The organism is Allobosea sp. CS1GBMeth4 (genome assembly GCF_900185715.1).
Lineage (GTDB): Bacteria > Pseudomonadota > Alphaproteobacteria > Rhizobiales > Beijerinckiaceae > Allobosea.
On sequence record NZ_FYAS01000016.1, the window covers coordinates 286,769 to 300,471 of the forward strand.

At 69.4% G+C, this 13,703-nt stretch carries 12 protein-coding genes; 9 read left to right on the plus strand and 3 right to left on the minus strand.

Annotated features, from left to right (window positions below; genetic code table 11):
* The first annotated feature begins 28 nt into the window (after window positions 1-28).
* The 6 genes from CS1GBM4_RS10200 (at window position 29) to CS1GBM4_RS10225 (ending at window position 5,624) form a co-directional block, all read left to right on the plus strand.
* A complete protein-coding gene (locus CS1GBM4_RS10200) occupies window positions 29-1,618 on the plus strand; it encodes a gamma-glutamyltransferase (RefSeq protein ID WP_186418589.1) in 1,590 nt (529 codons plus the stop codon).
* 29 nt (window positions 1,619-1,647) lie between these two features.
* The gene (locus CS1GBM4_RS10205; RefSeq protein WP_186418590.1) at window positions 1,648-2,844 is read left to right on the plus strand and encodes an amidase; all 1,197 of its coding nucleotides are present in this window, start codon (window positions 1,648-1,650) and stop codon (window positions 2,842-2,844) included.
* Between the two features lie 45 nt (window positions 2,845-2,889).
* Window positions 2,890-3,525, plus strand: coding sequence for a nitrile hydratase subunit alpha (nthA, locus tag CS1GBM4_RS10210; RefSeq protein ID WP_186418591.1), 636 nt, complete (start codon window positions 2,890-2,892; stop codon window positions 3,523-3,525).
* Between the two features lie 51 nt (window positions 3,526-3,576).
* A complete protein-coding gene (gene nthB / locus CS1GBM4_RS10215; protein ID WP_186418592.1) occupies window positions 3,577-4,236 on the plus strand; it encodes a nitrile hydratase subunit beta in 660 nt (219 codons plus the stop codon).
* A 37-nt stretch (window positions 4,237-4,273) separates the two neighbouring features.
* Window positions 4,274-4,612, plus strand: a complete 339-nt coding sequence (locus tag CS1GBM4_RS10220; RefSeq protein ID WP_186418659.1) for a nitrile hydratase accessory protein — start codon at window positions 4,274-4,276, stop codon at window positions 4,610-4,612.
* Between the two features lie 79 nt (window positions 4,613-4,691).
* Window positions 4,692-5,624 carry a DUF6454 family protein gene (locus CS1GBM4_RS10225; protein ID WP_186418593.1) on the plus strand — a complete coding sequence of 311 codons (933 nt, stop codon included), beginning with the start codon at window positions 4,692-4,694 and terminating at the stop codon, window positions 5,622-5,624.
* Between the two features lie 105 nt (window positions 5,625-5,729).
* On the opposite strand, the gene CS1GBM4_RS10230 is transcribed toward CS1GBM4_RS10225, so the two are convergent.
* A complete protein-coding gene (locus CS1GBM4_RS10230) occupies window positions 5,730-6,746 on the minus strand; it encodes a nickel transporter (protein ID WP_186418594.1) in 1,017 nt (338 codons plus the stop codon).
* Window positions 6,737-7,387, minus strand: a complete 651-nt coding sequence (locus tag CS1GBM4_RS10235; protein ID WP_186418595.1) for a DUF1007 family protein — start codon at window positions 7,385-7,387, stop codon at window positions 6,737-6,739. Before CS1GBM4_RS10235 ends, CS1GBM4_RS10230 begins: the two co-directional genes overlap by 10 nt.
* Window positions 7,388-7,666: 279 nt before the next feature.
* Here CS1GBM4_RS10235 and CS1GBM4_RS10240 point away from each other — a divergent pair, with 279 nt between their 5' ends.
* Both CS1GBM4_RS10240 and CS1GBM4_RS10245 read left to right on the plus strand, forming a co-directional pair.
* Window positions 7,667-11,221, plus strand: a complete 3,555-nt coding sequence (locus tag CS1GBM4_RS10240; RefSeq protein ID WP_186418596.1) for an indolepyruvate ferredoxin oxidoreductase family protein — start codon at window positions 7,667-7,669, stop codon at window positions 11,219-11,221.
* Window positions 11,222-11,297: 76 nt separating this feature from the next.
* Complete coding sequence (locus CS1GBM4_RS10245; protein WP_186418597.1) at window positions 11,298-11,891, plus strand: LysE family transporter; 594 nt, start codon at window positions 11,298-11,300, stop codon at window positions 11,889-11,891.
* Here CS1GBM4_RS10245 and CS1GBM4_RS10250 read toward each other — a convergent pair.
* Window positions 11,881-12,798, minus strand: coding sequence for an alpha/beta hydrolase (locus CS1GBM4_RS10250; RefSeq protein WP_186418598.1), 918 nt, complete (start codon window positions 12,796-12,798; stop codon window positions 11,881-11,883). The two genes, CS1GBM4_RS10245 and CS1GBM4_RS10250, sit on opposite strands and share 11 nt — an antisense overlap.
* A gap of 139 nt (window positions 12,799-12,937) precedes the next feature.
* On the opposite strand from CS1GBM4_RS10250, the gene CS1GBM4_RS10255 reads away from it, so the two are divergent.
* Complete coding sequence (locus CS1GBM4_RS10255) at window positions 12,938-13,612, plus strand: Crp/Fnr family transcriptional regulator (RefSeq protein WP_186418599.1); 675 nt, start codon at window positions 12,938-12,940, stop codon at window positions 13,610-13,612.
* The last annotated feature ends 91 nt before the right edge of the window (window positions 13,613-13,703 follow it).

The following is a 13,703-nucleotide window of genomic DNA, read 5'->3' on the forward strand; positions in this document are numbered from 1 at the left end:
CCCGCCCGACTCGCACGACAAGAGCCTGATGCCCGATTCTCCGGTCTTCGCCGCCGCGGCCGTCGCCGCCCCCCACCGCCTCGCCTCCGAAGCCGGCCGCGCCGTCCTCGCCGAGGGCGGCAACGCGATCGAGGCCATGGTCGCCATGGCGGCGACGATCGCCGTCGTCTACCCGCACATGAACGCGATCGGCGGCGACGGCTTCTGGCTGGTGCACGAGCCTGGCGGCAAGGTCCACGCCATTGAGGCCTGCGGCGCGGCCGGCAGCCTCGCCACGATCGAGCGCTATCGCGAGAAGGGCCATGACGTGCTGCCCGCCCGCGGCCCGGACGCGGCGATCACCGTGGCCGGCGCGGTCGGCGGCTGGCAGGCCGCGCTCGCCCTGTCGGGCAGCCTCGGCGGCAGGCTGTCCCCCAGGGACCTGCTTGCCGACGCCATCCGGCATTGCGCCGAAGGCTATGTCATCTCCGATTCCGAGCTGCGCACCTGGCCGCAGGAGGTCGAGGCGGTGAAGGCGGCGCCCGGCTTCAGCGAGTTCTTCTGGCCGGGCGGAGAGCGGCCGAAGGCCGGCGACCGCAGGAGAGCGACCGCGCTCGGCGCGACGCTGGAACAGCTCGCCCATGCCGGGCTCGACGATTTCTATCGCGGCGACATCGGCCGCGAGCTCGCCGACGATCTCGGTCGCCTCGGCGCCCCCGTGACCCGCTCCGATCTCGAGGCCTTCCGCGCCCGCCCCGTCCAGCCGCTGTCGCTGAAGCTGCCCGGGCTCACCGTCTACAACCTCCCGCCGCCGACCCAGGGCCTGACCGCCCTGATGATCCTCGGCATCTTCGAGAGGCTCGGCGTCACCCGCCCCGAGAGCTTCGATCATCATCACGGGCTGGTCGAGGCGACGAAGCGGGCGCTCGCCATCCGCGACAGGACCGTCACCGACCCGGCCTTCATGGCGGCCGACCCGGCGAGTCTGCTGACCGAGGCCGCGCTGGAGCGCGAGGCCGCGAAGATCGACCGCCGGCGCGCCGCGACCTGGCCGTTCCGCCCCGGCGAGGGCGACACGGTCTGGATGGGCGCGATCGACGGTTCCGGCCTCGCCGTCTCCTATATCCAGTCGCTCTACTGGGAATACGGCTCCGGCTGCATCCTGCCGAAGACCGGCGTCAACTGGCAGAACCGCGGCGTCTCCTTCTCGCTCGACAGGAACGCACTCAACCCGCTGACGCCCGGGCGCAAGCCCTTTCACACGCTCAACCCGCCGCTCGCCCGCTTCGACGACGGGCGCCTCGTCAGCTATGGCTCGATGGGTGGCGACGGGCAGCCGCAATTCCAGGCGCAGATCCTCTCGCGCTATCGCTTCGGCCAGGGCGTCGCCGCGGCGGTCGACGCGCCGCGCTGGCTCTTCGGCCGCACCTGGGGGGCCGGCTCGATCTCGCTCAAGCTGGAGAGCCGCTTCGACCCGATGCTGCTGGCGCGGCTGACCGCCGCCGGCCACCCGGTCGAGGAATACAGCGAGGCCTATTCCGACCAGTTCGGCCATGCCGGCATGCTCGTGAAGCACCAGAAGGGCCATGTCGAGGCGACCCACGATCCGCGTTCGGACGGCGACGCCAAAGGGCTCTGACCAGAATTCGAGGGGGACTCTGACGGCCTATGATCGAGAACGACCCGTTCCGCTGCTTCGTGCCCTATCCGCAAGCGGCGGTGAAGCATGCCTCCTCCGGCCCCCTCGAAGGGCTGACGCTCGCGGTCAAGGACCTGTTCGACGTCAAGGGCTATCCGACCGGCGCCGGCTCGCCGACCGTGCTGGCGCTGTCGGGCATCAAGCCCAGGACGGCGCCGATCGTGAAGGCCTTCCTCGATGCCGGCGCCCGCTTCGTCGGCAAGACCCATACCGACGAGCTCGCCTTCTCGCTCAACGGCAAGAACGCCCATTTCGGCGCGCCCATCAATCCGGCCGCGCCGGGCCGCATCACCGGCGGCTCCTCCTCCGGCTCGATGGCCGCGGTGGCCGGACGACTAGCCGATATCGGCCTCGGCTCCGACACCGGCGGCTCGATCCGCGCCCCGGCGAGCTATGGCGGCCTGTTCGGCATCCGCCCGAGCCATGGCAGGCTTTCGCTGAAGCGCGTCTGGCCGCTGGCCGAGAGCCTCGACACCGCCGGCTTCTTCGCCCGCGACGGCGAGGTCTTCGCCCGCGCCGCCAATGCCGTCCTCGGCCGGGACCGCGTGACCCTGCCGGAGGTGCCGCGCCTGCTGCTCGCCGACGATCTGTTCGCCCAGGCCGTGCCGGAGGCCGAGCGCATCCTGCGCAATGTCGTGCAGCGCATCGTGCCGATCCTCGGCCAGCCCGAGAGCGTGCGCGCCGTACGCGACATGGATGCGCTCTACTGGGCCTTCCGCTGGATCCAGGGCCGCGAGGCCTGGCGGGCGGACGGCGCCATGATCGAACGCCATGCGCCGCCGCTCGGCCCGGGCGTCGCCGAGCGCTTCGCCTTCGGCAAGGCGGTCAGCGACGCCGAGTTCACCCGCGGCGAGAGCGTGCGCAAGGCGTTCCGCTCGAAGCTCGCCCGTCTCCTCGGCAGGGACGGCGTGCTGCTGCTGCCGACAGTGCCCGACATCGCGCCGCTCGTCGCTGCCGGCGAGCCCGAGCTCGATGATTTCCGCAACCGTGCCCTGCGCCTGCTCTGCCTTGCCGGGCTGTCCGGCTTCCCGCAGATTTCGGTTCCCGTCGCCCATCGCGACGACGCCCCGCTCGGGCTGTCGATCATCGGGCCGAAGGGCTCGGACAAGTCGCTCGTCGCCTTCGCCGTCAAGCTCGAGCGTGCGGCGCGGATCAGGCTGGCATAGGGTCGCAAGCGGCTCGCAACGGCAGCGCGGGAAGAGGAGGACGCGATGAGCGGCCACGATCACCACCACGATCACGACCACGAGCACGACAACCACTACACGCCGATCCAGGCGCGGGTGAAGGCCCTGGAATCGCTGATGGTCGAGAAGGGCTATGTCGACCCGGCCGCGCTCGACGCGATCATCGACACCTACGAGACCAAGATCGGCCCGCGCAACGGGGCCCGCGTCGTGGCGAAGGCCTGGAGCGACCCGGCCTATGCGGAGCGCCTGAAGGCGGACGGCACCGCCGCCGTCGCCGAGCTCGGCTATGGCGGGCGCGGCGGCGAGCACATCGTCGCGGTGTTCAACACGCCCGAGGAGCACAACCTCATCGTCTGCACCCTGTGCTCCTGCTATCCATGGCCGGTGCTCGGCCTGCCGCCGGTCTGGTACAAATCGCCGCCCTACCGCGCCAAGGCGGTGATCGACCCGCGCGGCACCCTCGCCGACTTCGGCGTGACCCTGCCGGAAGGCCAGCGCATCCGCGTCTGGGATTCGACCGCCGAGACCCGCTTCATCGTCATTCCGATGCGCCCCGAGGGCACCGAAGGCTGGACCGAGGACGAGCTGGCCTCGATCGTCAGCCGCGACTCGATGATCGGCGTCGGCCTGCCCGGCGCGGCTTCAGCGGAAGCATAGCGGTCTTGCGTCGAAGCCCGCGCCAGAACCAGAGATTCAGGAGGACCGGCGATGAACAGCGCCCATGATCTCGGCGGCCAGATGGGGTTCGGCCCGGTCGTTCCGGAGAAGGACGAGCCGGTCTTCCATGCCGACTGGGAGAAGCGGGTCCTGGCGATCAACGTCGCCGCCGGCGCGATGGGCGCCTGGACGATCGACGGCATCCGCCATGCGAGAGAGAGCCTGCCGCCGGCCCAGTATCTCTCGTCGAGCTATTACGAGATCTGGCTGGCGGCGCTCGACAAGGTGCTGGTCCAGCACGGTTTCCTGAGCGAGGAGGAACTCGCCTCTGGTGTAGCCGGCAGCGCGCGCAGGGAACCCAAGCGTGTGCTCAAGGGCGAGGAGGTGCCGGCCGTGCTGCGCCGCGGCTTCCCTTATGAGCGCGAGGCGAAGGCACCCGCCCGCTTCACGGTCGGCGACAAGGTCCGCACCGTCGTGATGCACCCGCAGCACCATACTCGCCTGCCGCGCTATGCCCGCGGCAAGCAGGGCGTGATCGAGCGCGTCACCGGCTGCCATGTCTTCCCGGACACCAGCGCCCATGGCGCGCCCGAGACGGCGCAATGGCTCTACACCGTCGTCTTCACCGGCCCCGAGCTCTGGGGCCGCGACGCCGACCCGAGCTCGAGCGTCAGCATCGAAGCCTGGGAGAGCTATCTTGAGCCGGCCTGACACGGACCTCGCCGAGGCGCTCGCCGCCGGCACGCCGATCCCGCGCGACGCCGACGGCCCGGTCTTCGCCGAGCCCTGGCAGGCGCAGGCCTTCGCCCTCGTCGTCGCCCTGCAGAACCGCGGCATTTTCAGCGCCGACGAATGGGCGCAGGCACTCGGCGCCGAAATCCGCGAGGCGCTCGCGCATGGCGGCTGCCGCGACGGCTCGGACTATTACGAGCGCTGGTGCGAGGCGCTGGAGCACCTTCTGATCGAGAAGGGCCTCGCCTCGCAGACGAACGTCGATGCCCGCGCAGCCGCCTGGGAGCGCGCCGCCGAGGCGACGCCGCATGGCAAGCCGATCCTCTTGGAGAACGATCCGCTGGCGGAGCGCTGATCGCGGCTTTGCATCCCCGTCACGAAGCGCGACTATCCCGGCAACGCCCGATGAACTGGGCAGCCGGAGGAGGATCGCGATGAGGACCGCAGTGATGGCGTTCGCAGCCGCAGCGCTGGCGACGACGGCTGGGGCCGCCGACCCCGCGCTCAACACGCTGCTCCCGAAGCTGACGCGCGCAACGCAATGGACGCAGAAGCAGGCGATCGAGCTGCAGTTCCCGACGCACCATCCGCAAGGCATGGTCAAGATCGGCGACGCCTTCTTCATTTCCTCGGTCGAGATCAGGAAGCCGACGACGCGCTATGCCGAACCGAAGGACGGCTATGACCGTGACACCGGCGAAGGCGCCGGCCACCTCTTCAAGGTCGATGCCCAGGGCAGGCTCTTGGCCGAGATCACACTTGGCGAGGGCGCGATCTACCATCCCGGCGGCATCGACTTCGACGGCAAGGATCTCTGGGTCCCGGTCGCCGAATACCGGCCGAACAGCCAGTCGATCGTCTACAAGGTCGATCCGCAGACGTTGAAGGCGACCGAGGTCTTCCGCTTCAAGGATCATGTCGGCGGCATCGTCCACAACACCGACGGCAAGTCGCTGCACGGCGTCAGCTGGGGCTCGCGCCGCTTCTACGCCTGGCCTCTCGGCGCCGACGGCAAGGTCACCAACGCCGATGCCGCGCCGGAGAGCCTGCGCGTCGCCAATCCGGCGCTCTATATCGATTATCAGGATTGCCATTATATCGGCATGGGCCGGATGCTCTGCTCCGGCCTGAACAACTACCGCGCCGGCAAGGACGGCTCGGTCTTCCGCCTCGGCGGCTTCGAGATCGTCGATCTCAAGGACAATCGCCCGGTCTTCCAGCTGCCCGTCGAGCTCTGGTCGCCATCGGGCCTGCCGATGACGCAGAACCCGTTCTGGGTCGAGCCGGCGGGCGAGGGCGTGCGCGCCTATTTCATGCCGGACGACGACAAGTCGACCCTGTTCGTCTACGAGGCCGCGGCGAAGTAGAGCCGATTCGTGCGCCCTTGTTCGTCAAGGTCGGGCTGTCCCGACCATCCACGTCTTCATTCATCGAATGCGGTGTTCGACGCAAGGGCGAGCATGACGGTGTAGTCAGCTCCCCTGCCCGGCCGCCCACAGGCCGAGGAACAGCGCCGTGCCCAGCACCGCGACGAACGCCGCCGCCAGCACTTCGAGCCCAGCGATGATGCGCGCGCCCCGGAGCGAGCCGCCGCCGGCGAGACGCAGCGCCGCGAACTTGAAGAACACCGCCAGCACCGCCAGCGCCCCGGTGGTCAGCGCCGTGCCGAGCGCCATGGCGAAGGTGGCGGCGATGCCGGCCCAGAGCAGCCCCTGCGCATTGGCGAAGACGAGGATGATCAGCGCGCCGGCGCAGGGCCGCAGGCCCGCCGCCAGCACGACGCCGGCCATCTCGCGGACCGAGCGCAGGCCCGAGACCTCCTCGGCGCCGGGCATATGGGCATGGTCGCAGGCGGCGGCGTCGTGCGCCCCCCCGCCACCGAGCGCGGCGAGATTCCCGGCCTTGCGCCAGAGCACGTAGAGCCCGACCAGCGCCACCAGCGCGAAGCTGCCCTGCTCGATCACGAAGGTGGTCGAGGCCATCGTCTTCGCCGTCGCGTTGAGCGCCAGCGTCAGCGTGCCGACCAGCCCGATCGCCACCAGCGCCTGCACCAGCGCCGCGGCGAAGGAGAGCGCCAGCCCGCGCCTCAGGCTGCGATTATCGGCGACGATGTAGCCCGAGATCACCGCCTTGCCGTGGCCGGGGCCGGCGGCATGGAAGACGCCATAGGCGAAGGCGAGTCCGAGCAGCCCGGGCAGCGCCGCCGGCGATTGCGCGATCCCCTTCAGCGTCGCCGTCAGTTCGCGATAGAAGCTCGACTGCCAGGCGAGGATCACCGCGCCGATGCCGCTCGTCGCCGGCAGCGCCTCGCGCGGCAGCGCCGTGCCGAACGGGTTGCGCGGCGGCGGGGGCGGCGGCGGAAACCAGAGGCTGGCCAGCCAGGCGACCAGCCCGAGCGCCCCGGCGACCAGGGCCAGCGCCAGCAGTGCGACGAGCAGCTGGCGCGGCCAGCGCGGCAGGCCCGGCGCGGCAGGTGCGCTCAGGGACATGCCACCAGCGCCCGTGTGGTGACCTGATAGGCGCTCATGTCCGGCGTCGCGGTGATGTCCTCCTGCGCCAGGCGCTGCTGCGTCGCCGCGTCGAGCTTGGGCGGGCGCATGATCCGCACTATGCAGCCCTTCGGCGCGTCGCGCGCCGTCACCGCCTCGGCTTCCTCGCCGATCTCGAAGGCGACGAAATAGGTGGGATCGCCGATCTCGATGCCGAAGGAGCGGTTTGCCCGCGCCGGCTCCTTGAGCGGCAGCGTATAGGTCAGCGTCAGGATCTTGTTCTCATAGGCGAGCGAGGCCTCGCTCGGCGTGCCGAATTCCTGCACTTTGCCATTCGCTTTGGCGATGGTGAAGAAACCGACATCCGGCAGCGATTCCATGTTGACCTTGGCGAGCTCGGCCAGCTCGTCCGAGCTCAGCTTGCCGTCGCCGTTCTTGTCGAGACCCTGGACCATATAGGCCGAATAGGCTTCGTCGAAGCTCCAGCGATGGCGGAGCGCCCTCACCGCGCCATCCGTGCCGTAGAGGATCTCGGTGCGCGAGGTGACGAAGACATGCGGATGGGCCAGCGCCGGCAGCGCGAGGCCGAGCCAGGCCAGGAAGGCGGCGAACAGCGTCGGAAGCGGCGAGTAACGCGGCACGCGGCAATTTCCTCGAATCTGCGGCGAATCCGGCCGAGCCTTCATACAAAAGCGCGCCTCCCGCGCCTACCCCGCAATCTCTTGGCGGAGGCTCGGCCGGCATCGCTCGCAAAGGCGGCCAAATCGCGGCGTAAGCGGCCTCGACCAGTCTGGAATCACCCCGGAGTGATTTGACGATCGCGAGCCGGTTATGTCAGCCTTGTTGACATAATATCGGATTGGAGACCGGCGATACCGGTCCCTATAGTCGACTGGAATGCGATCGTCGGGAGGTCGGCCATGGCCGGTACGCAGCAGACTTCGCAGAGCGCCGCGGCAGCCGAACCCGGACTCCGGGCCGTCGCCCTCGACGACAAATACGACCTCTCCAAACGGCAGATCTTCCTCACCGGCACGCAGGCGATCGCCCGCATGCTGCTCGTCCAGCACGAGCGCGACCGGCGCGCCGGCCTGAACACCGCCGGCTTCGTCTCCGGCTATCGCGGCTCGCCGCTCGGCGGCCTCGACCAGCAGCTCGCCCGCGCCCGCAAGCAGCTCGCGCCCGCCAACATCGTCTTTCAGCCCGGGCTCAACGAGGACCTCGCCGCGACCGCGATCTGGGGCACGCAGCAGGCCGAGCTCTCCGGCGAGGGCAAGTACGACGGCGTCTTCGCCCTCTGGTACGGCAAGGGCCCGGGCGTCGACCGCACCGGCGACGTCTTCCGCCATGGCAACATGGCGGGCACCTCGCGCCATGGCGGCGTGCTCTGCCTGATGGGCGACGACCACACCGCCGAATCCTCGACCAACGCCCACCAGACCGAGTTCGTGCTCGTCGATCGGATGATGCCGATCCTCAACCCGGCCGGCGTCCAGGAGATCATGGACTATTCCCTGCACGGCTTTGCGCTCTCGCGCTTCGCCGGCGTCTGGGTCGGCCTGAAATGCGTCAAGGACAACATCGAATCGACCGCCTCGGTCGACGGCTCGGTCGACCGGGTCGGCATCACGGTTCCCGACGACTTCGTCATGCCGCCGGGCGGGCTGAACATCCGCCGCGAGCTCGACTTCCTCGACCAGGAAAAGCGCCTGCATCTGCACAAGCGCGCCGCCATCCTCGCCTATCTGCGCGCCAACCGGCTCAACCAGACCATCCTCTCGGGCGGGGCGGCGCCGCGCATCGGCATCATCACCGTCGGCAAATCCTATCTCGACGTGCGGCAGGCCCTGGAGGAGCTCGGCCTCGACGAGGTCCGCGCCAACGATCTCGGCATCCGCCTGTTCAAGGTCGCCTGCCCCTGGCCGCTCGATCCCGACGAGCTCAAGGCCTTCGCCGCCGGGCTCGACCTCGTCATGGTCGTCGAGGAGAAGCGCTCGCTGATCGAGGTCCAGCTGCGCGAGGAGCTCTACGGCACCGCCCACCAGCCGATGGTGATCGGCAAGAAGGACGAGACGGGCGACTGGCTCTTCCCGGTCCATGGCGCGCTCGATCCCAACGACATCGCCGTCGCGCTCGGCGCCCGGCTCCTCCAGTATCGGGACGATCCTGCTTTGCGATCCCGTCTCGAGGAGATCGCCGCGGCGCAGGGCAGGCTGGCCGAGGCGCAGGAGGTCGCGAAGCGCACGCCCTATTTCTGCTCGGGCTGCCCGCACAACTCCTCGACGATCGTGCCCGAGGGCTCGCGCGCCTATGCCGGCATCGGCTGCCATTACATGGTGCAGTGGATGGATCGCGACACCGCCGGTTTCACCCAGATGGGCGGCGAGGGGGCCAACTGGGTCGGCGAGGCGCCGTTCTCGACGCGCAAGCACGTCTTCCAGAACCTCGGCGACGGCACCTATACCCATTCCGGCTCGCTCGCGATCCGCTGGGCCGTCGCGAGCGGCGTCAACATCACCTACAAGCTGCTCTACAACGACGCGGTCGCGATGACCGGCGGCCAGCAGGCCGAAGGGCACCTTTCGCCCGACCAGATGGCCCGCCAGGTCGCGGCCGAGGGCGTCGCCCGCATCGCGGTGGTCTCGGACGATCCGGACAAGTACCCGGCCGGCACGCTCTGGCCGCCCGGCACCACCCTGCACCACCGTGACGACCTCGACGCCGTCCAGCGCGAGCTCGCGACGGTTCCCGGCGTCTCCCTGCTGCTCTACGACCAGACCTGCGCCACCGAGAAGCGCCGCCGGCGCAAGCGCGGCGCCTATCCCGATCCGGACAAGCGCGTCATCGTCAACGAGCTGGTCTGCGAGGGCTGCGGCGATTGCGGCGTCAAGTCGAACTGCGTCTCGGTGCAGCCGCTCGAGACCGAGTTCGGCCGCAAGCGCCAGATCGATCAGTCGAACTGCAACAAGGACTTTTCCTGCGTGAAGGGCTTCTGCCCCTCCTTCGTCACCGTGCACGGCGCGCGGCCGAAGAAGGCGGAGATCCCCGCGCACGACGCCTCCGCGCTCGGTGCCGGCGATCTGCCCGAGCCGCAGGTCCCGGCGCTCGACCGCAATTTTGCGATCGTCGTGACCGGCGTCGGCGGCACCGGCGTCGTCACCATCGGCGCCATCCTCGGCATGGCCGCGCATCTCGAAGGCAAGGGCTGCGGCATGATCGACATGGCCGGCCTCGCGCAGAAGGGCGGCGCGGTCTTCAGCCATGTCCGCCTCGCCCCCACTCCGGACGAGATCCACGCCATCCGCGTCGCCGCCGGCCAGGCCGACCTCGTGCTCGGCTGCGATCTCACCGTCACCGGCTCGAAGAAGGTGCTGGGCGCGATCCGCCCGGGCCGCTCCGCCGTGGTCGTCAACACCGCCGAGGCGATGCCGGGCGACTTCACCCGCAACGCCGATTTCTCGCTGCCGACCGAACGGCTGAAGCGCGCGATCCTGGCGGCCGCCGGCCGCGACAACACCCATCTCGTCGATGCGACGGCGGCGGCGACGACCCTTCTCGGCAATGCCATCGCCGCCAACATGTTCATGCTCGGCTATGCCTGGCAGTTCGGCGCCGTGCCGCTCTCCCGCGCCGCGCTGCTGCGGGCGATCGAGCTCAACGGCGAGGCGGTCGCGATGAACCGGCAGGCCTTCGAGCTCGGCCGCCGCGCCGCGCACGATCCGGCCGCGCTCGCCTCGGTCCTCGCCGAGGCCAGGGCGCCGACCCCGGCCCGCCGGATCTCGCAGACGCTCGACGAGATCGTCGCGCGCCGTGTCGACTTCCTCACCGGCTACCAGAACGCCGCCTATGCGGCGCACTATCGTGATCTCGTCGAGACGGTCCGGATGAGGGAGGCGAGCATCGTCCCCGGCCAGAGCGCGCTGGCCGAGGCGGTCGCCCGCTATCTCTTCAAGCTGATGGCCTACAAGGACGAGTACGAGGTCGCCCGGCTCTACAGCGACGGCGCCTTCCGCAGGCAGCTCGCCGCGACGTTCGAGCAGAGCAGCGCTTCCGGTCAAAAGCTGCGGCTCGAATTCCATCTCGCCCCGCCGCTGCTCGCCAAACGTGATCCGCATACCGGCCTGCCGCGCAAGCTGAGCTTCGGCCCGTGGATGATGGGCGCTTTCGGCCTGCTGGCGAAGCTGAAAGGCCTGCGCGGCGGTACTTTCGACGTGTTCGGCTATACCAGCGAACGCCGGACCGAGCGCCGGCTGATCGCAGATTACGAGGCGCTGATCGCCGAGATCCTGGCGAAGCTGACCCCCCAGAGCCACGCGCTCTGCGTCGCGCTCGCCGCGATCCCCGAGAAGATCCGCGGCTTCGGCCACGTCAAGGAGCGCCATCTCATGGCTGCCAAGGCCGAGGAGGCCGAATTGCTCAAGCGTCTGCGCGACGGCTCGGTCGCCGCGTTGGCAATGCCGAAGGCGGCGGAATAGGCGCACGAACATTCAAGACCTGCGGCGGCTTTCGCTGCTTTCCTTCGCAAGCGCTCGAGAGCCGCGGAGGGTGATCATGGACGGTCTGGCCGGGTTCCTGATCGCCGGGATCGCCCTCACCGGCAGCCCCGGTCCGGCGACGCTGAGCCTGACCGCAACGGGCGCGGCTTTCGGCCTGCGCCGCGGCCTGGCCTATGGCGCCGGCATCACGCTCGGCATGCTCGCGGTGATGGCGCTGACCGCGGCCGGCGTCGTCGCCTTCATCCTGGCACTGCCCGGTCTCGCGCCGCTCGTCACCATCCTGGTGGCGCTCTATTTCCTCCACCTCGCCTTCCGCATCGCGACCGCGCCGCCATTGGCCGAGGCTGGCCGCGACTCGGCCGCGCCGTCCTTCGCCGCCGGCGTCGCGCTCTCCCTGGTCAATCCGAAGGGCTATGCGGCGATGGCGGCCTTGTTCTCCGGCTTCGCGCTGCTGCCGCAGCAGCCGGCGGCCGAGGCCGGCCTCAAGATCGGCTTGCTCCTGCTCGTGATCGCCGCGGTCAACATCGTCTGGCTGCTGGCCGGCTCGGCCCTGACCGGGCTGTTCCGCGATCCCCGGAGCAACCGCGTCGTCAATCTCGTCTTCGCCGCGCTGCTGCTCCTGTCGCTCGCTGCCGCGATCAGGCCGTGAGCGGCCGGCGGCCAGGCTGCTCGAGCCGGCCGAGGAAGGGCCGGATCAGCGCCACGACCTCGTCGAGATGGGTCTCCAGCAGCCAGTGGCCGCCATCGAGCAGATGCAGTTCGGCTTGCGGTAGGTCGCGCAGATAGGCACGGGCGGAGCCCTCCGGCATGTAGCCGTCCTGCGGGCCCCAGACGATCAGCGTCGGCGGCTGGTGCTCGCGCAGATAGGCCTGGTAGCGTGGGAACCAGTCGAAATTCTCTTTCCAGACCTCCATCAGCCCGACGCTGATCTCGCGCCGTTTCGGCGTGTTCATCAGCGGCCAGTGGAGCTTCCAGAGGTCGGGCGGGATGCGATTCTCGATCTCGGGACCGACCTCGTTGAGGAACTCTTCGCGAAAGCCCCGCTCGCTCACCGCGTCTTCCAGCGTCCGGCGGCCCTCCGGCGTCGGCCTGCGCCAGTATTCCTTCATCCCGGCGTATTTCGGCCCGAGCGCATCCTCGTAGATGTCGCCGTTCTGGATGATCAGGCCGGTGATCCGCTGCGGTGCCCGCCGGGCGAGCTTCAGCCCGATCCAGGTGCCGTAGTCGTGCAGGTAGAGCGCGAAGCGGGTCAGGTCGAGCCGGTCCGCGAAACGCTCGAGCAGCCGCGAATAGCCTTCGTAATCATAGCTGAAATCCTCCGGCGTCGCGCTGTAGCCGAAGCCGGGATAGTCGGGCGCGACCAGCCGCCAGCGATCGGCCAGGGCCGGTAGCAGGTTGCGGAACTCGTAGGACGAGCAGGGATAGCCGTGCGGCAGCAGGAGGACGGGTGCCTCGGGAGGCCCGGCCTCGCGATAGAAGATCTCGACCCCGTCGACCTCGATCGTGGCGTGGCGGACACCCGGCTGGTGATTGCTGGTGACGACCGCGTCCTGCATGGCTGGCGCTCCCTGCTCTGGCGAGGAAACGCACGGCGCGGATGGCGGTTCGCCGGGGTGGCGCGCCCGGCTTGAGTTTGCGATCGACCGGGCCGCATAGTGATACCATGCGCTTGCACGATCGAGGGGCCGGCGAGTCTTGATTTCCGAGGATGAACTGCGCCGCATCGCCATCTGGTCGCACGACCTCGCGCCGGAGGAGTTCGAGGAGGCGCGGCGCGGCACGACGACCAGGGTCTACGGCAAGGGCGCCTATGTCTGCCATGTCGGCGACCGCCTCGAATCCTGGACCGGCGTCGCCGACGGCCTGCTCAAGATGAGCACGACCTCGCGCAGCGGCAAATCGGCGACGCTCGCCGGCCTGCGCGGCGGCGCCTGGTTCGGCGAGGGCACCATCATCAAGAACGAGGCGCGCCGCTACGATCTCGTCGCCCTGCGCGAAAGCAAGGTCGCGCTGATGCGGCGCCAGACCTTCTTCTGGCTGTTCGAGCATTCGGCCGCCTTCAACCGCTTCCTGGTCCACCAGTTCAACGAGCGCCTCGCCCAGTTCATCGGCCTCGCGGAATACGACCGCATGCTCGGCGCCACCGGGCGCCTCGCCCGCAACCTCGCCTGGCTGTTCAATCCAATCCTTTATCCGAGCCAGGACCGGACGCTGACGATCTCGCAGGAGGAGCTCGGCCTGCTCGCCGGCATCTCCCGCCAGATGGCGAACCAGAGCCTTGCCCGGCTCGCCGAGCTCGGCTTCATCAAGGTCGGCCACAACGAGGTGACGATCCTCGATCTGGAGCGGCTGGCGCGGTATGAGGGGTAGGGGGATGGAATCCGCACCGGTATCCTCTCCGGAGCGCGTCGGGTCCCGGACATCTGCAGTGACCGTCGCCCCAGCCTAGAGTTCGATGACA